The 18,015-nt window shown below is 69.6% G+C and carries 13 protein-coding genes; 10 read left to right on the top strand and 3 right to left on the bottom strand.

Features of this window, described 5'->3' with window-relative positions; translation table 11 throughout:
• Positions 1–60: 60 nt before the first annotated feature.
• Entirely contained in the window at positions 61–1,590 is a 1,530-nt protein-coding gene (locus CP977_RS26480) for a helix-turn-helix domain-containing protein (protein ID WP_062751734.1), read from the bottom strand.
• Positions 1,591–1,641: 51 nt separating this feature from the next.
• Complete coding sequence (locus CP977_RS26485; protein WP_062751733.1) at positions 1,642–1,998, bottom strand: VOC family protein; 357 nt, start codon at positions 1,996–1,998, stop codon at positions 1,642–1,644.
• A gap of 156 nt (positions 1,999–2,154) precedes the next feature.
• On the opposite strand from CP977_RS26485, the gene CP977_RS26490 reads away from it, so the two are divergent.
• Together CP977_RS26490 and acnA are read left to right on the top strand one after the other, a co-directional pair.
• Positions 2,155–2,733, top strand: a complete 579-nt coding sequence (locus CP977_RS26490) for a GNAT family N-acetyltransferase (RefSeq protein WP_229991687.1) — start codon at positions 2,155–2,157, stop codon at positions 2,731–2,733.
• A gap of 128 nt (positions 2,734–2,861) precedes the next feature.
• On the top strand, positions 2,862–5,576 hold the full coding sequence (gene acnA / locus CP977_RS26495; protein ID WP_109184243.1) for an aconitate hydratase AcnA: 2,715 nt from the start codon (positions 2,862–2,864) through the stop codon (positions 5,574–5,576).
• Between the two features lie 86 nt (positions 5,577–5,662).
• On the opposite strand, the gene CP977_RS26500 is transcribed toward acnA, so the two are convergent.
• The gene (locus CP977_RS26500; RefSeq protein ID WP_062751730.1) at positions 5,663–6,601 is read right to left on the bottom strand and encodes an FG-GAP repeat domain-containing protein; all 939 of its coding nucleotides are present in this window, start codon (positions 6,599–6,601) and stop codon (positions 5,663–5,665) included.
• Between the two features lie 563 nt (positions 6,602–7,164).
• Between CP977_RS26500 and ngcE the strand changes: the two genes are divergently transcribed.
• The 8 genes from ngcE to dxs all read left to right on the top strand — a co-directional run bounded on the left by ngcE (position 7,165) and on the right by dxs (position 17,876).
• On the top strand, positions 7,165–8,610 hold the full coding sequence (ngcE, locus tag CP977_RS26505; protein WP_062751729.1) for an N-acetylglucosamine/diacetylchitobiose ABC transporter substrate-binding protein: 1,446 nt from the start codon (positions 7,165–7,167) through the stop codon (positions 8,608–8,610).
• A gap of 103 nt (positions 8,611–8,713) precedes the next feature.
• A complete protein-coding gene (locus tag CP977_RS26510; protein ID WP_062751728.1) occupies positions 8,714–9,643 on the top strand; it encodes a carbohydrate ABC transporter permease in 930 nt (309 codons plus the stop codon).
• Entirely contained in the window at positions 9,643–10,581 is a 939-nt protein-coding gene (locus CP977_RS26515; RefSeq protein ID WP_109184244.1) for a carbohydrate ABC transporter permease, read from the top strand. Before CP977_RS26510 ends, CP977_RS26515 begins: the two co-directional genes overlap by 1 nt.
• Before the next feature lie 254 nt (positions 10,582–10,835).
• Entirely contained in the window at positions 10,836–12,047 is a 1,212-nt protein-coding gene (locus tag CP977_RS26520) for an ROK family transcriptional regulator (protein WP_062751726.1), read from the top strand.
• Positions 12,048–12,169: 122 nt separating this feature from the next.
• The gene (locus CP977_RS26525; RefSeq protein ID WP_152370926.1) at positions 12,170–13,243 is read left to right on the top strand and encodes a sugar ABC transporter substrate-binding protein; all 1,074 of its coding nucleotides are present in this window, start codon (positions 12,170–12,172) and stop codon (positions 13,241–13,243) included.
• Between the two features lie 294 nt (positions 13,244–13,537).
• Entirely contained in the window at positions 13,538–14,317 is a 780-nt protein-coding gene (locus CP977_RS26530) for an ATP-binding cassette domain-containing protein (RefSeq protein WP_062751724.1), read from the top strand.
• The gene (locus CP977_RS26535; RefSeq protein ID WP_183953357.1) at positions 14,314–15,627 is read left to right on the top strand and encodes a sugar ABC transporter permease; all 1,314 of its coding nucleotides are present in this window, start codon (positions 14,314–14,316) and stop codon (positions 15,625–15,627) included. The genes CP977_RS26530 and CP977_RS26535 overlap by 4 nt, the downstream gene beginning before the upstream one ends.
• Before the next feature lie 314 nt (positions 15,628–15,941).
• Complete coding sequence (dxs, locus tag CP977_RS26540) at positions 15,942–17,876, top strand: 1-deoxy-D-xylulose-5-phosphate synthase (protein ID WP_152370927.1); 1,935 nt, start codon at positions 15,942–15,944, stop codon at positions 17,874–17,876.
• Positions 17,877–18,015 lie beyond the last annotated feature (139 nt).

Below are 18,015 nucleotides of genomic sequence, written 5' to 3' on the forward strand. Positions count from 1 at the left end.
CGTGGCGACGGCCCCCGCGAATCCTCGGGATCGCGGGGGCCGTCGGCGTGCCCGGGTCGGTCAGATGTCCCGGAAGATCTCGATCTGCGCCCCGATCGAGTTCAGCCGCTCCGCCAGGTCCTCGTACCCCCGGTTGATGACGTACACGTTGCGGAGGACCGACGTGCCCTCGGCGGCCATCATCGCGAGGAGGACGACCACGGCCGGGCGGAGGGCGGGCGGGCACATCATCTCGGCCGCGCGCCAGCGGGTCGGGCCCTCGACGAGGACGCGGTGGGGGTCGAGGAGCTGGAGGCGGCCGCCGAGGCGGTTGAGGTCCGTGAGGTAGATGGCCCGGTTGTCGTAGACCCAGTCGTGGATCAGGGTCTTGCCCTGCGCCGTGGCCGCGATGGCCGCGAAGAAGGGGACGTTGTCGATGTTCAGGCCCGGGAACGGCATCGGGTGGATCTTGTCGATCGGCGCCTCCAGCTTGGAGGGGCGGACCGTCAGGTCGACCAGCCGGGTGCGGCCGTTGTCGGCGTTGTACTCGGGCGAGCGGTCGTGGTCGAGGCCCATCTCCTCCAGGACCGCGAGCTCGATCTCCATGAACTCGATCGGCACCCGGCGGATCGTCAGCTCCGACTCGGTGACGACGGCGGCGGCCACCAGGCTCATCGCCTCGACCGGGTCCTCGGAGGGGGAGTAGTCGACGTCCACGTCGATCTGCGGCACGCCGTGCACGGTCAGGGTGGTGGTGCCGATGCCGTCCACCCGTACGCCCAGCGCCTCCAGGAAGAAGCAGAGGTCCTGGACCATGTAGTTGGAGGAGGCGTTGCGGATGACGGTCGTGCCGTCGTGCCGAGCGGCGGCCAGCAGCGCGTTCTCGGTGACCGTGTCGCCGCGCTCGGTCAGGACGATCGGACGGCCGGGGGAGACCGAGCGCTCGACCTGCGCGTGGTAGATGCCCTCGGTGGCCGTGACCTCCAGGCCGAAGCGGCGCAGGGCGATCATGTGCGGCTCGATCGTGCGCGTGCCGAGGTCGCAGCCGCCGGCGTACGGCAGCCGGAAGCGGTCCATGCGGTGCAGCAGCGGGCCGAGGAACATGATGATCGAACGGGTGCGGATCGCGGCCTCGGCGTCGATGGACTCCATGTCCAGCTCGGCCGGCGGCACGATCTCCAGGTCCACGCCCTCGTTGATCCAACGGGTGCGGACACCGATGGAGTTGAGGACCTCCAGGAGCCGGAAGACCTCCTCGATGCGGGCGACCCGGCGCAGGACCGTGCGGCCCTTGTTGAGGAGCGAGGCGCACAGCAGCGCGACACACGCGTTCTTGCTGGTCTTGACGTCGATGGCGCCGGAGAGCCGCCGGCGGCCGACGACCCGGAGGTGCATGGGGCCCGCGTACCCCAGCGACACGATCTCGCTGTCGAGGGCCTCGCCGATCCGGGCGATCATCTCAAGGCTGATGTTCTGGTTGCCGCGCTCGATCCGGTTGACGGCGCTCTGGCTCGTGGCCAGCGCTTCGGCGAGCTGCGTCTGGGTCCAGCCGCGGTGCTGCCGGGCGTCACGGATGAGCTTGCCGATGCGTACGAGGTAGTCGTCTGCCATGGCGTCACGTTATCTCAGATATGAGATGAAGATCGGACCCGGGGTGGGCCGTCAGGGTGAAAGGCCGTGGGCGGTCGGGTGACGCGGTTCGTACAGGGGGAGTTCGGTGCCGCTCGGCAGCCGGACGGCCGCGAGCAGACCCCAGCCCCGGTCGCTGATGGCCCGTGAGATCTCCGCGCCCCGGTCCTCCAGGGCCGTCAGGGTACGGGTGAGGTCGTCGCACATGAGGTACACCTCGTGCCGCGGCCCGTCCGCCGTGGGGTGCATCGCGATCTCGGCGGGCGGCAGCTTGAAGACGAGCCAGCCGCCCCCGGCGTCCACGTGCTCGAAGCCGAAGACGTCCTGGAGGAAGACGCGGTCGGCCTCCGCGTCCCGGCTGTAGAAGGTCACGTGCACGCCGCTGAACATGCCCCGATCCTCGGCTCCCCGCACCGGGGCGGCCAGTCGTCCGCGTCCGTACGGGGGACGCGTTCGTGCCGGGCGCGGCAGGATGCCCGTACGGAGCGATCCCTTCACGTGCCCGACCTCGTCGCCCCCGGCGGTCTCGTCCTCCGGCCCTGACGCATGTCCGGCCTCGACCTCGCCCTCGTCCGCGAGGCCTCGGTGGACCCGTACATCCCGCTCGTCACGACCGTGCCCTCCCCGTACTCCGAGGCCGGGGGCCGCGCCTTCGTGGAGCGCCGGTGGGGGGAGGGCGACGACCGGGGCCGGGTGCCCCTTCGTCCTCGTGACGCCGGCGGGCGGCCCGTCGGCACCGTCGGCCTCTGGCCGGGCGCGGAGGGGGTCGCCCTGGGGTACTGGGTCGTCGCCTCCGCCCGGGGCGGGGGCGCCGCCGCGACCGGTCTCGCCGCCGTCGCCGACCGGGCCCTGCGGGGGCTGGGCCTTCCCCGCCTGGTCTGCACATCGAGTCGTGGAACACCGCCGCCGTGCGCGTCGCCGAGCGCGTGGGTTTCCGGCGCGAAGGGGTGCGGGAGGGGTGGCTGCGGGTCGGGGGCGAGCGCCGGGACGTGCTCGTGTTCGCGCTCCCGCACCGCGACGGGCGCACGGCGGCACGCCCCGGGGGCGCGACATCCCGCACTTCGCGGGCGCCCGGGCATGACCGGACGACCGGGATGCACTAGAGTTATCTCGACATCGAGATAACTGCTTACGGCGCACCGTGGCCGCCCGGCCGGTAAGGGTTACCTAACTTAGCCCTACCTTAACGGATCCGCGAGGGGTCGTGGCGGCAGCATGACGGTAGTACGCGCACATTGATGAAGGAGACTGTCGTGTCGGCGAACAGCTTCGACGCCCGCAGCACGCTGCGCGTGGGCGACGAGTCGTACGAGATCTTCAAGCTGGACAAGGTCGAGGGCTCCGCGCGCCTCCCTTACAGCCTGAAGGTCCTCCTGGAGAACCTGCTCCGCACCGAGGACGGCGCGAACATCACCGCCGACCACATCCGGGCCCTCGGCAACTGGGACTCGCAGGCTCAGCCGAGCCAGGAGATCCAGTTCACGCCGGCCCGCGTGATCATGCAGGACTTCACCGGTGTGCCCTGTGTCGTCGACCTCGCCACCATGCGCGAGGCCGTCAAGGAGCTCGGTGGCGACCCGGCGAAGGTCAACCCGCTCTCCCCGGCCGAGCTGGTCATCGACCACTCGGTCATCGCCGACAAGTTCGGCACGAAGGAGGCCTTCGGCCAGAACGTCGAGCTGGAGTACGGCCGCAACAAGGAGCGCTACCAGTTCCTGCGCTGGGGCCAGACCGCCTTCGACGACTTCAAGGTCGTCCCGCCCGGCACCGGCATCGTCCACCAGGTGAACATCGAGCACCTGGCCCGCACCGTCATGGTCCGTAACGGCCAGGCGTACCCCGACACCCTCGTCGGCACCGACTCGCACACCACCATGGTCAACGGCCTCGGCGTGCTCGGCTGGGGCGTCGGCGGCATCGAGGCCGAGGCCGCGATGCTCGGCCAGCCGGTCTCCATGCTCATCCCGCGCGTCGTCGGCTTCAAGCTGACCGGCGAGCTGCCGGCCGGCACCACCGCCACCGACCTCGTCCTCACGATCACCGAGATGCTGCGCAAGCACGGCGTCGTCGGCAAGTTCGTCGAGTTCTACGGCGAGGGCGTCGCCGCCACCTCCCTGGCGAACCGCGCCACCATCGGCAACATGTCGCCGGAGTTCGGCTCCACCGCCGCGATCTTCCCGATCGACGGCGAGACCCTGAACTACCTCAAGCTCACCGGCCGCTCCGAGCAGCAGGTCGCGCTGGTCGAGGCGTACGCCAAGGAGCAGGGCCTCTGGCTCGACCCGGCCGCCGAGCCCGACTTCTCCGAGAAGCTGGAGCTCGACCTCTCCACGGTCGTCCCCTCCATCGCCGGCCCGAAGCGCCCGCAGGACCGCATCGTCCTCGCGAACGCCGCCGAGCAGTTCAAGCAGGACGTCCGCAACTACGTGGACTGCGTGGACGAGGCGGGCCAGGAGTCCTTCCCGGCCTCCGACTCCCCGGCCATCGCGAGCTCGGCCCCGTCGAACCCGGTCCAGGTGACCGCCCCCGACGGCTCCACCTACACGCTCGACCACGGCGCCGTCACCGTCGCCGCGATCACCTCCTGCACCAACACCTCGAACCCGTACGTCATGGTCGCCGCCGCGCTCGTCGCGAAGAAGGCCGTGGAGAAGGGCCTGACCCGCAAGCCGTGGGTCAAGACCACCCTCGCCCCGGGCTCGAAGGTCGTCACCGACTACTTCGACAAGGCGGGCCTGACCCCGTACCTCGACAAGGTCGGCTTCAACCTCGTCGGCTACGGCTGCACCACCTGCATCGGCAACTCCGGCCCGCTGCCGGAGGAGGTCTCCAAGGCGGTCAACGACCACGACCTGGCCGTCACCTCGGTCCTCTCGGGCAACCGCAACTTCGAGGGCCGCATCAACCCCGACGTCAAGATGAACTACCTGGCCTCCCCGCCGCTGGTCGTCGCGTACGCCATCGCGGGCTCCATGAAGGTGGACATCACCAAGGACGCCCTGGGCACCGACCAGGACGGCAAGCCGGTCCACCTGGCCGACATCTGGCCGACCGAGGCCGAGGTCAACGACGTCGTCGCCAACGCCATCGGCGAGGACATGTTCAACAAGTCCTACCAGGACGTCTTCGCGGGCGACGCCCAGTGGCAGGCGCTGCCGATCCCGACCGGCAACACCTTCGAGTGGGACACCGAGTCCACCTACGTGCGCAAGCCCCCGTACTTCGAGGGCATGACGATGGAGACCACCCCGGTCTCCGACATCTCCGGCGCCCGCGTCCTGGCCAAGCTGGGCGACTCGGTCACCACCGACCACATCTCCCCGGCCGGCGCCATCAAGGCCGACACCCCGGCCGGCCAGTACCTCACCGAGCACGGTGTGGAGCGTCGCGACTTCAACTCCTACGGCTCGCGCCGTGGCAACCACGAGGTCATGATCCGCGGCACCTTCGCCAACATCCGCCTGCGCAACCAGCTCGCGCCGGGCACCGAGGGCGGCTACACCCGCGACTTCACCCAGGCCGACGGTCCGGTGTCGTTCATCTACGACGCCTCGCGCAACTACATCGAGCAGGGCACCCCGCTCGTCATCCTGGGCGGCAAGGAGTACGGCTCCGGCTCGTCCCGTGACTGGGCCGCCAAGGGCACCGCGCTCCTCGGCGTCAAGGTCGTCATCACCGAGTCGTACGAGCGCATCCACCGCTCGAACCTCATCGGCATGGGCGTCCTGCCGCTCCAGTTCCCGGAGGGCCAGTCGGCCGAGTCCCTCGGCCTGACCGGCGAGGAGACCTTCTCCTTCACCGGCATCGAGGAGCTCAACAACGGCACCACGCCGCGCACGGTGAAGGTCACCACCGACACCGGCGTCGAGTTCGACGCGGTCGTCCGCATCGACACCCCCGGCGAGGCCGACTACTACCGCAACGGCGGCATCATGCAGTACGTGCTCCGCAACCTGATCCGCGGCTGACGCCGTAGGACCCGGTAGCACGAAGCGGGCCCCGCTCCTCGGAAGAGGAGCGGGGCCCTTCTCGTGACCGCGGACGGTCAGGAGGATCAGAACAGGATGCGGTAGGTGTTCCAGCCGCCGCTGCCGATCAGGACACGCGTCTTGAAGGGCACGGTCGCGTTGCCGGTGCCGGAGTAGCGGTAGAGCTTGCCGTCCTTGTCCCGCGCGACCAGGTCGTTGTAGCCGTCCCAGTCGAGGTCGCCCACACCCAGGACGGTGTTGTAGACGCCCCAGCTGCTGCCGATCTTGGTGCGGCCGTTGAACGGCTTCCGGTAGTCGCCCGTGCCCTTGTGCAGCCACAGGTCACCGCGGCCGTCGACACCGAGGATGTCGGTCCTGCCGTCACCGCTCAGGTCGCCGACGCCGGCGATCTGGTTGTAGGCGTTCCAGCCGCCGCCGATGCTGTAGCGGGTGGCGAGCTTGCCGTTGCCGTAGCCGAGGTACGCCCACATGGTGCCGGACGAGTCGCGGGCGAGGATGTCCGCGGCCGCGGCGCCACCGATCTGGCCGGGCGAGATCACCTTGTTGTACATGTTCCAGCCGCCGCCGATGCGGACGAGCTCGTTCGAGGTCGACTCGCCCGCGCCGTAGGCGAGGGTGCCGTCGGTGCCCAGGGCCCAGACGTCGTCGGCGATGCCGTCACCGTCGTTGTCGGCCTGCTGGGCGGCCTTGACGGCGCCCCAGGTGCTGTTGCCGTACTCGCGGGCCTCGTAGCCGCCGGAGCCGTTGGGCTCGTACCAGTAGAGGGACGAGCCGGAGACGGCCTGCAGCGCGCGGAGTTCGGCCTCCGCGGACGTCGCGGCGGCGTTCGCCGCGGAGGCGGCCGGGGCGGCGGCGAGCTGCTTCGCCGACTTGGCCGGGAGGGACGCCTGCGGCGCGTCGGCCGCGACCGCGGCCGTGGTGGTGCCGACGAGAGCGGCGGTTATCGCCGCGACCGTGATGCGGGACAGCGCGCCCGTACGGTTCAGGCCAGAAGAGTTGGCCACGTAGTACTCCAGATCCGAGTGGAAAAAAGATGGTCCCCGCCGCGCGTCCGTCATGAGGAAGCAGCGGGCGGGGCCCCTATGATCTCTTATCTTCCTCACGAGATCTTCACCTGTCGACGGGTTTGTGACACGGCTGTTTCCAACCCGGCCATATATCCCGTTCGTCCTCTCGGCCGTCCGGGCGGTCGGCCCCCATGTGTACGGACATGGCACGACTCGGCGTCACCGGTTTCGCGTACGGCCTCCAGTACGGGCGGAACCGGCACGGTGTCAAGGGTGTCCGCCGACGAATGGTTGGACGAAACGCCGCAGATCCGGCCTGGTCATCCCGCAGGTCTCAACTCGGGAAAGATGGCTGTCGAAAACTGCTTTCGATCTTGCTCAGGCGAAGGGAAGTGGACTATACCTGTCGGCGTCCAGCCCGTCGTATCCATCGACGACGGCCCGACGCGTGCACGACCCGGCTGCAAATGACCGCGGTGGCGGGGCCCTTCGCCTGTGGCGAGTTGAGAACGGGCGACCGGTACACCGCCTGAGTCCTGAATGAAGGCGAGGACTTGAGCATGGGATCCACCTCCGCACAGACCAATGAGGGCCTTGGCCGTCGCGACCTGATCAAGCGTTCCGCCGCTATCGGCCTGATCTCCGTCCCGACCATGGGGTTCCTGTCCGCCTGTGCGAGCAGTGACAGCGGCGGCAACGGAAAGGTCGAGAAGGGGACGAAGTCCGACAAGAACCCGCTCGGCGTGAACGAGTCGGCACCGCTCGACTTCGTCCTCTTCGACGGCGGATTCGGACAGCAGTACGCCAAGGACGCGATCAAGGTCTACGAGACCAATTACCCCAAGGCCACCGTCAAGTTCACCCCGACCCAGAAGATCACCACCACGCTCCAGCCGCGCTTCAACGGCGGCACCCCGCCGGACCTCATCGACAACTCCGGCGCCGAGCAGATGGACATGGGCGTCCTGGTCGGTCAGAAGCAGCTCGCGGACCTCACCCCGCTCCTCGACGCGCCCTCCATCGACGACCCGAGCAAGAAGGTCCGCGACACCCTGCGGCCCGGCATCGTCGAGATGGGCCAGTTCGACGGCGAGCAGTGCTGGATCCTCAACTACGCCTACACCGTCTACGGCGTCTGGTACTCGCAGAAGCTCCTCGACTCGCTCGACGCGAAGTACCCGGAGACCTGGGACGAGATGCTGGCCGTCTGCGAGAAGGCCAAGAAGAAGGGCATCGCCGCCTGGACGTACGCGGGCAAGCACCCGTACTACGTCCCCTTCTCGCTCTACCCGATGATCGGCAAGGTCGGCGGCCGCGAGGTCCTGGACGCCATCGACAACCTGGAGCCCAAGGCCTGGGAGCACCCCGCCGTCAAGGCGTGTTTCGAGGCGTACTACGAGCTGGTCCAGAAGGGCTACATCCTCAAGGGCACCCCCGGCCTCGACCACATCCAGTCGCAGACCGCCTGGACCGAGGGCAAGGCGCTGTTCATCCCGAACGGCTCCTGGGTCGAGAACGAGGCCGCGAAGACCATGCCGGCCGACTTCGGCCTGGCCGTCTCCGGCCCGACCGGCCTCGACGCCTCCGACAAGATGCCGTTCGGCACCATCTGGGCCGCCGGCGGAGAGCCCTTCATCGTCCCGGCCAAGGCGAAGAACGCCGAGGGCGGCATGGAGCAGCTGCGCATCATGCTCAGCGAGGCCTCCTCCAAGAACTTCACCCAGTCCGTGAAGTCCCTGACCGCCCTCAACGGCGGCACCGACGGCATCGAGCTCTCCCCGGGCCTCAAGTCCGGCGTCGCCGCCCTGGAGAAGGCCGGCCAGAACGTCGTCAACCCGCGCCTCCAGGACTGGTACGTCGCCCTCCAGAAGGAGAAGATCGGCGTCGCCGGCATCGGCGAGATGATGGCCGGCCGCGCCACCCCGGCCGAGACGATCAAGAAGATCCAGAAGTTCGCCGACGAGGCGGCCAAGGACTCCTCGATCAAGCACTACAAGCACCAGTGAGCCTTGCCGGGGCCCCTTCCCGCCGACCGGGAGCGGGCCCCGGCCCCTTGGCGCGCGGCACGAGCGGCGTGCCCGGCGCGGGAGAGATCGGGGTCGGTAGGAAATGCAACACGGCAAGTACCGTTTCATCGTGGGGTTCCTGGCGGCCCCCCTCGCGCTCTACGCGCTCTTCGTCATCTGGCCGTTCATCCAGTCCATCTACTACTCCTTCACGGACTGGACCGGACTGAGCCCCGAATTCGGAATGATCGGATTCGGCAACTACAGCAGGATGCTGGACGACGAGATCTTCTGGAAATCGCTCCAGCACAGCCTGACCTTCGCGGTGGTGCTGCCGCTGGTGACCGTCGGCCTCGCGCTCTTCTTCGCCTTCATGCTCAATGTCGGCGGTCGGCGCCGCAAGGGCGCGGCCATCGCGGGCGTGCGCGGATCGTCCTTCTACAAGATCGTGTATTTCTTCCCGCAGGTGCTGTCGATCGCGATCGTCGCGCTGCTCTTCCAGTTCGCGTACAACCCGAACAGCGGAGCCATCAATTCCGTACTGAAGGGCGTCGGACTCGACAGCGTCCAGCCGGACTGGCTCGGAGACCCGGACCTCGCCCTCATCTGCGTGATGGTCGTCCTCGTCTGGTCCACCGTCGGATTCTTCGTCGTCCTCTTCTCGGCCGGCATGGCGTCCATTCCGAGGGACTTCTACGAGGCGGCCCTGCTCGACGGCGCGAACCGCTTCACCACCTTCTTCCGGATCACCCTGCCGCTGCTCTGGGACACCGTGCAGTCCGGATGGATCTACATGGGCATCCTCGCCCTCGGGGCCGAGTCCTTCGCCGTCGTCCAGATCATGACCGTCGGTCCCAGCGGCGGCGGGCCCGACTACTCCACCATCGTCCTTCCGCTGTACGTGTACCAGAAGGCGTTCCGGGACGGTCAGGCCGCCTACGCGACAACCATCGGTGTCGCCCTGCTCCTCGTGACGCTGGCCTTCGCGGCCGTCGTGATGAAGCTGGGCCGGCGCGAGCGGCTGGAGTTCTGATGAAGACGACCGACACGACCCCCACCGGAGTGGAGAACCCCGGCTCCCCGGCCGGCCCCGGCCCCGCGATCACCAAGGCGAAGGCCCCCGCGCCCCGCAAGGAGCCGAAGCGCGAGGGCGCCACCCTCAACGTCTTCTCCCACGGCATCCTGATCCTCTGGGCGATCATGGTCGTCATGCCGCTGCTCTGGGCGGTCATGACCTCCTTCAAGACCGACCGGGCGATCTTCACCTCCCCGTGGTCGCTGCCCGACAAGCTGCACTTCGAGAACTGGTCGCGCGCCTGGACCGAGGCGCACATGAGCGACTACTTCCTGAACACCCTCCTGGTGGTCGGCGGCTCGCTGATCGGCACGCTCCTCTTCGGCTCGATGGCGGCCTACGTCCTGGCCCGCTTCGACTTCCCGGGCAACCGCTTCATCTACTTCCTCTTCATCGGAGGGATGAGCTTCCCGATCATCCTGGCGCTCGTGCCGCTGTTCTACGTGATGCAGAACATGGCCCTGCTCAACACGCTGCACGGCCTGATCCTCGTCTACATCGCGTACTCGCTGCCGTTCACGGTCTTCTTCCTCACGGCCTTCTTCCGCACCCTGCCGACCTCGGTGGCGGAGGCGGCCTTCGTGGACGGCGCCTCGCACACCCGGACCTTCTTCCAGGTGATGCTGCCGATGGCCAAGCCGGGCCTCATCAGCGTCGGCATCTTCAACTTCCTCGGGCAGTGGAACCAGTACCTGCTGCCGACCGTGCTCAACACCGAGCCGGAGCGGAAGGTGCTCTCGCAGGGCCTCGTCCAGCTCGCGGTGAGCCAGGGCTACAAGGGCGACTGGTCCGGACTCTTCGCCGGCCTGGTCATGGCCATGCTCCCGGTCCTCGCCGCGTACATCATCTTCCAGCGGCAGGTGGTGGCCGGTCTGACCGCCGGCGCCGTGAAGTGACCCCCGGGGCCGCACCGGCCCCGCCACCGCTCCCGGAAGGGCCCCCGGCGCACCGCGCACCGGGGGCCCTTCCGGTCGTACGGGGCCGGACCGGGCCCCTCCCGGTCGTACGGAGCCGGGGGAGACGCCCGGGAAACCCCGTGCGAACGCCGTGTGACCCTCACCTCGGACACTCAAGGTCTTGACGGGGAGCAAGCCGAAAGCGTCCCCTTAGAGTTCACATGTTGGAGAAAACGGTGGGAGTGAGTGAGTCGATGGAGACTCCGGGTTCGCAGACTTCTCTGCACAGGGCCAACCTCGAACGGGTCGTCCGGGCGGTGCGCATGGCCGGCTCGCTCACCCAGGCGGAGATCGCCCGGGCGACGGGCCTCTCCGCCGCCACGGTCTCCAACATCGTGCGGGAGCTGAAGGACGGCGGCACCGTCGAGGTCACGCCCACCTCCGCCGGGGGGCGCCGGGCCCGCAGCGTCTCGCTCTCCGGGGACGCCGGCATCGTGATCGGGGTCGACTTCGGCCACACCCACCTCCGGGTCGCCGTCGGCAACCTCGCCCACCAGGTGCTCGCCGAGGAGGCCGAGCCGCTCGACGTCGACGCCTCCGCCGCCGAGGGCTTCGACCGGGCGGAACAGCTGGTCAAGCGGCTGATCCTGACCACCGGGATCGGCGCCGACAAGGTGATCGGGGTCGGCCTCGGCGTACCGGGCCCGATCGACGTCTCCTCCGGCACCCTCGGCTCGACGTCGATCCTGCCGGGGTGGAGCGGCATCAACCCCGCCGAGGAGCTCTCGGGCCGCCTCGGGGTCCCCGTGCACGTCGACAACGACGCCAACCTCGGCGCGCTCGGCGAGCTGGTCTGGGGCGGAGGCCGGGGCGTCAAGGACCTGGCGTACATCAAGGTGGCCAGCGGCGTCGGCGCCGGTCTGGTCATAGACGGACGGGTCTACCGGGGCCCCGGCGGCACCGCGGGGGAGATCGGGCACATCACCCTGGACGAGTCCGGTCCGGTCTGCCGCTGCGGCAACCGGGGCTGCCTGGAGACCTTCACGGCCGCCCGCTACGTCCTGCCGCTGCTCCAGCCGAGCCACGGGCCCGACCTGACCATGGAGCGGGTCGTCCAGCTGGCCCGGGAGGGCGACCCCGGCTGCCGCCGGGTGATCGCGGACGTCGGACGGCACATCGGCAGCGGCATCGCCAACCTCTGCAACCTCCTGAACCCCAGCCGGGTGGTGCTCGGCGGCGACCTCGCGGAGGCCGGGGAGCTGGTCCTGGCGCCCATCAGGGACTCCGTCTCGCGGTACGCGATCCCCAGCGCCGCCCGGCAGCTCTCGCTGGCCCAGGGGGCCCTCGGCGGGCGTGCCGAGGTGCTGGGCGCGCTCGCCCTCGTCCTGAGCGAAATGGGTGATTCGACCCTGTTGGAGAGCGCGTTGCCCACCGCCGCCCCGGCCTCCCGGCTTGCCTTCACTTAGATAACGAACACCACCGTTGTCATCTCGTTAAGAATTTACTTCTTGACGTCAACGTTGCGGCCGAGTTGACTTCGTGCCACCTCGGCCGCAACGTCGCGGCCTCGTCAGGGAGGCAACCCCAAATGAACGCAGTGACGCGTCGCGCCGCCATAGCCACGGCCGCGGTGTCGATGGCCCTCTCGCTCGCCGCCTGTGGCCAGGCCGGCGGCGACAAGAAGGACGACAACGCCGGCTCGGGCAGCTCGACCAAGATCGGCCTGCTCCTTCCCGAGAACAAGACCTCGCGCTACGAGGCCCTGGACAAGCCCCAGTTCGAGAAGGCCGTCAAGGCCGCCTGCGGCGGCTGCGAGGTCGTGTACAACAACGCGGTCTCCGACGTCGTCAAGCAGAAGCAGCAGTTCGACCAGTTCATCGCCGACGGCATCAAGGTCATCGCCCTCGACCCGGTCGACGCCACCAAGGCCGAGAGCTGGGTCAAGGACGCCAAGGTCAAGGGCGTCAAGGTCGTCGCGTACGACCGCGCCGTCAAGGGCGCCGACGCCTACGTCAGCCACGACAACAACAAGGTCGGCGAGCTCCAGGGCCAGGCCCTCCTCGCCGCGCTCGGCGACAAGGCCGCCACCGCCAACGTCGTGATGATCAACGGCGACGAGAAGGACCCGAACGCCGCCCTGTTCAAGAAGGGCGCCCACACCGCCCTCGACGGCAAGGTCGGCAAGATCGCCTACGAGGCCTCCGGCGAGTGGGACCCGAAGATCGCCGGCGAGAAGATGTCCGCCGCGATCTCCTCCGTCGGCAAGGACAAGATCGGCGCCGTCTACTCCGCCAACGACGGCATGGCGGGCGGCATCGTCACCTCCCTGGAGAACGCCGGCATCAAGGGCATCCCGGTCGGCGGCCAGGACGCCGAGATCGCGGGCGTCCAGCGCATCATCGCCGGCACCCAGACCTTCACGATCTACAAGTCGCCGCTCCAGCTGGCCCCCGAGGCCGCCAAGTTCGCCGTGAACCTGCTCCAGGGCAAGGCCATCGGCGCCGAGGGCGAGACCGACGGCGTGCCGTCCACGCTCTTCCCGCCGGTCGTGGTCGACAGCAAGAACATCCAGGACACGGTCGTCAAGGACGGCATCTACAAGGCCGCCGACCTCTGCACCGCGGACCTCGCCGCCAAGTGCACCGAGCTGGGCATCAAGTAACAGTCCCCGCTCGACCCCGCCGGGCCCGCGAGGGCCCGGCCCGCGCCCGGCCCCCGGCCGTCTCCCGACCGAGACGGCGCCGGACGCGCGGCCGCCCGCGTACAGAGGGTGAACACCCCGTACGGCGACCGGCGACGGGCCCGGTCCGTTCCCCCAAGCCCGTCCGGTCCCCGGCCGACCCAGACCCCGCTGTCGGCCCGGGGACCGGACGAAGCCCACCCCCCAGAACTTTGCTGGCGCTGCACCTGCGGCGCGACGTGCCGCCGTCCGCGGGCGGCGAAGGAGTTGGTTCACGTGTCCCAGACGCCCGTGCTGGCGTTGCGCGGGATCTTCAAGCGATTCGGAGCGGTCCAGGTCCTCTCCGGTGTCGATCTCGAAGTCCACGCAGGTGAGGTCGTCGCGCTCGTCGGCGACAACGGAGCGGGAAAGTCCACGCTGGTCAAGACGATCGCCGGCGTGCACCCGATCGACGAGGGCGTCATCGAGTGGGAGGGCAGGCGGGTCGAGATCTCCCGCCCGCAGGACTCCCAGAGCCTCGGCGTCGCGACCGTCTACCAGGACCTCGCGCTCTGCGACAACCTCGACGTCGTCGCCAACCTGTTCCTGGGCCGCGAGATCAAGAAGGGCGGCGTCCTCGACGAGGTCGCCATGGAGAAGCGCGCGAAGGACCTGCTCTCCACCCTCTCCATCCGCATCCCCAGCGTCCGCATCCCCGTCGCCGCCCTCTCCGGCGGCCAGCGGCAGGTCGTGGCCATCGCCCGCGCCCTGGTCGGCGACCCGAAGATCGTGATCCTCGACGAGCCGACCGCCGCCCTCGGCGTCGAGCAGACCGCCCAGGTCCTCGACCTGGTCGAGCGGCTGCGCGAGCAGGGCCTCGGCGTCATCCTCATCAGCCACAACATGGCCGACGTGAAGGCCGTCGCGGACACCGTGGCCGTCCTCCGCCTGGGCCGCAACAACGGCACCTTCCCGGTCGCCACCACCACGCACGAAGAGATCATCGCCGCGATCACCGGTGCCACGGACAACGCCGTGACCCGCCGCCAGGCCCGCAACGCGGAGGTAGCGAAGTGAGCACGACCCCTCCCACCGCGAACGACCCGGCCGCGGTGCCCGACCCCCGCACCCCCGACGCGCCGGTCACCGAGACCCCGGCCGCCGCCGCGATCCCCGCCGTCGACCCCCGCCTCCTCGTCCGCGAGCAGGGCTTCAAGGGCTACGCCGAGGAGTTCAAGCGCAAGATCCGCTCCGGCGAGATCGGCTCGCTGCCCGTCGTCGTCGGCCTCATCGTCATCGGCGTCGTCTTCCAGGCCCTCACCGGCAACTTCATCACCTCGTACAACCTCGACCAGATCACGCTGTACGCGGTCGGCCCCGGCATCATGGCCGTCGGCATCGTCTTCGTCCTGCTGCTCGGCGAGATCGACCTCGCCGTCGGCTCCGTGGCCGGTCTCGCCGGCTCCGTCTGGGGCGTCCTCGGCACCGACATGCCCGACGGCCTCGCCATCCTCCTCGGCATCCTGTCCGGCACCCTGATCGGCGCCTTCCACGGCATCGTGTTCGCCAAGATCGGCGTGCCCGCCTTCGTCGTCACCCTCGCCGGCTTCCTCGGCTGGGCCGGCCTGCAGACCTGGGTGATGGGCGAGCGCTCCACCATCTCCACCCCCATCGGCAGCTTCGTCAACGACCTCACGAAGTACTACTTCTCCGACGTCGCCGCCGCCTACGGCCTCGCCGCCGTCGTGATCGCCGCCTTCTACCTGGCCCAGTTCCGCGACGCGCGCCGCCGCAAGGCCGCCGGCCTGCCGCACCGCCCGCAGAGCGAGATCATCCTGCGCACCGCGATCCTCGCGGTCCTGGTCCTCGTCGCCGCGTACGGCTTCAACCAGGAGCAGGGCCTGCCGCTCTCCCTGGTGATCTTCCTGGTGATCCTGCTCGTCGCCGACTTCGTCCTGCGCCGCACCACCTACGGCCGCCAGGTCTTCGCGGTCGGCGGCGGCATCGAGGCCGCCCGCCGCGCCGGCATCAACGTCTCCTGGATCCGGATCTCGGTCTTCATGGTCTCCGGCACCATGGGCGCCATCGGCGGCCTGTTCCTCGCCTCCGCGACCGGCGGCGCCGACCGCTCCCTCGGCGGCGGCAACCAGCTGATGATGTGCATCGCCGCGGCGGTCATCGGCGGCACGTCCCTGTTCGGCGGACGCGGCAAGGTCTGGTCGGCGCTCCTGGGCATCCTGGTCATCCAGTCGATCGTCCAGGGCCTCAACCAGATGAACCTGTCCTCCAACGCCATCCAGTACATGATCACCGGAGCGGTCCTGCTCATCGCCGTGATCATCGACTCCGTCTCCCGCAAGACCCAGAAGACGGCCGGACGCGCCTAGCTCCGGAAAGCGGCCGGACGCGCCCAGAGACCGGAAAAGCGGCGGGGCGCCCGGAAGGCCGCGCCACGCGCACGCGTAACGCTCGCCACACCTGCCCGGCGCCGTGAAACCGGCGCCGGGCACCGGTGCGTCCGGAGCAGTGCACCCGCCCGTGTCCGGAGCAGCGCTTCCGGCCGTACGGGGCCGTACAGATCATCGGACGGTAAGCCGTCGGGGTGACGCCTCACCCCCCGGCCCGCTGCCCACGATCCGGGACGGAACATTAGACTCGACAAATCGGCAAGCTCGACCAGCTCAAACGCAAGGAGGAACGGGTGGCTCTGCTGACCCGTATCAGGGGACCGCGAGACCTGGACCGGCTCTCCCCGGAACAGCTGGACCAGCTGGCCGACGAGATCCGGACGTTCCTCGTGGACGCCGTCTCCAAGACCGGCGGGCACCTGGGACCCAACCTGGGCGTGGTCGAGCTGACCATCGCCCTGCACCGCGTCTTCGACTCCCCGAAGGACAAGGTCCTCTGGGACACCGGCCACCAGAGCTACGTCCACAAGCTGCTCACCGGCCGTCAGGACTTCTCGAAGCTCAAGATGAAGGGCGGCCTCTCCGGCTACCCCTCGCAGGCCGAGTCCGAGCACGACGTCATCGAGAACTCGCACGCCTCCACGGTCCTCGGCTGGGCCGACGGCCTGGCCAAGGCCAACGAGGTCCTGAAGAAGGACGACCACGTCGTGGCCGTCATCGGCGACGGCGCCCTCACCGGCGGCATGGCCTGGGAGGCGCTGAACAACATCGCCGCCGCCAAGGACCGCCCCCTCGTCATCGTCGTCAACGACAACGAGCGCTCCTACGCGCCCACCATCGGCGGCCTCGCCAACCACCTGGCCACCCTGCGCACCACCGACGGCTACGAGCGCTTCCTCGCCCGCGGCAAGGACATCCTGGAGCGCACCCCGGTCGTCGGGAAGCCGCTCTACGAGACCCTGCACGGCGCCAAGAAGGGCCTCAAGGACTTCATCGCCCCCCAGGGCATGTTCGAGGACCTCGGCCTCAAGTACGTCGGCCCCATCGACGGCCACGACATCGAGGCCCTGGAGTCCGCCCTGACGCGCGCCAAGCGCTTCGGCGGCCCCGTCATCGTCCACTGCCTCACCGAGAAGGGCCGCGGCTACCAGCCCGCCCTCCAGGACGAGGCCGACCGCTTCCACGCCGTCGGCAAGATCCACCCCGACACCGGCCTGCCGATCGCCACCTCCGGCGCCGACTGGACCGGCGTCTTCGCCGACGAGATGGTCGCGCTCGGCAAGGAGCGCGCGGACGTCGTCGCCATCACCGCGGCCATGCTCCAGCCCGTCGGCCTCGACAAGTTCGCCAAGGCCTTCCCCGAGCGCGTCTTCGACGTCGGCATCGCCGAGCAGCACGGCGCGGTCTCCGCGGCCGGCCTGGCCACCGGCGGCCTCCACCCGGTCTTCGCGGTGTACGCCACCTTCCTCAACCGCGCCTTCGACCAGGTCCTGATGGACGTGGCCCTGCACAAGTGCGGCGTCACCTTCGTCCTCGACCGGGCCGGCGTCACCGGCACCGACGGCGCCTCCCACAACGGCATGTGGGACATGTCGATCCTCCAGGTCGTGCCCGGCCTGCGGCTCGCCGCCCCGCGCGACGCCGACCAGGTCCGCGCCCAGCTGCGCGAGGCCGTCGAGGTCACCGACGCCCCCACCGTGGTCCGCTTCTCCAAGGGCGCGGTCGGCCCCGCCGTCCCCGCCCTGCGCCGCGTCGGCGGCATGGACGTGCTCCGCGAGCCGGGTACGGACCGGCCCGACGTCCTCCTGGTCTCCGTCGGGGCCCTGGCGCCGATGTGCCTGGAGATCGCCGACCTCCTCGACCGGCAGGGCATCTCCACCACCGTGGTCGACCCCCGCTGGGTCAAGCCCGTCGACGAGGCCCTCGCCCCGCTCGCCGCGCACCACCGGGTCGTCGTCACCGTCGAGGACAACAGCCGCGTCGGCGGCGTCGGCTCGGCCGTCGCCCAGGCGCTCCGCGACGCCGGCGTGGACGTGCCGCTGCGCGACTTCGGCATCCCGCCGCGCTTCCTCGACCACGCCTCCCGCGCCGAGGTCCTCGCCGAGATCGGCCTGACCGCCCCGGACGTCGCCCGACAGGTCACCGGCCTCGTCTCCCGCCTCGACGGCCGGTACGAGGACAGTGCGGAGAAGAGCGGCGCCAAGACCGCGGAGCCCGCCCGGGACTGACCCCGCGGCACCTCCGTACCACCCCCGCACCACCCATTGGGCCGGTCGGTTCACCCTCCCGGGTGCCGACCGGCCCGTTCGCGTGCATTCTGGCTCTGTCCGGGCAGACGTCATCACAGCCTCCGACCCGCGGAGGCAC

Source organism: Streptomyces cinereoruber (assembly GCF_009299385.1).
Lineage (GTDB): Bacteria > Actinomycetota > Actinomycetes > Streptomycetales > Streptomycetaceae > Streptomyces > Streptomyces bikiniensis.

Excerpts from the sequence above, each read along its gene's own strand:
- CP977_RS26510 (WP_062751728.1), top strand. The coding sequence starts at position 8,714 with ATGCAACACGGCAAGTACCGTTTCATCGTGGGGTTCCTGGCGGCCCCC.
- CP977_RS26490 (WP_229991687.1), top strand. The coding sequence starts at position 2,155 with ATGTCCGGCCTCGACCTCGCCCTCGTCCGCGAGGCCTCGGTGGACCCG.
- CP977_RS26480 (WP_062751734.1), bottom strand. The coding sequence starts at position 1,590 with ATGGCAGACGACTACCTCGTACGCATCGGCAAGCTCATCCGTGACGCC.
- CP977_RS26485 (WP_062751733.1), bottom strand. The coding sequence starts at position 1,998 with ATGTTCAGCGGCGTGCACGTGACCTTCTACAGCCGGGACGCGGAGGCC.
- ngcE (WP_062751729.1), top strand. The coding sequence starts at position 7,165 with ATGGGATCCACCTCCGCACAGACCAATGAGGGCCTTGGCCGTCGCGAC.
- CP977_RS26515 (WP_109184244.1), top strand. The coding sequence starts at position 9,643 with ATGAAGACGACCGACACGACCCCCACCGGAGTGGAGAACCCCGGCTCC.
- CP977_RS26525 (WP_152370926.1), top strand. The coding sequence starts at position 12,170 with ATGAACGCAGTGACGCGTCGCGCCGCCATAGCCACGGCCGCGGTGTCG.
- CP977_RS26520 (WP_062751726.1), top strand. The coding sequence starts at position 10,836 with ATGGAGACTCCGGGTTCGCAGACTTCTCTGCACAGGGCCAACCTCGAA.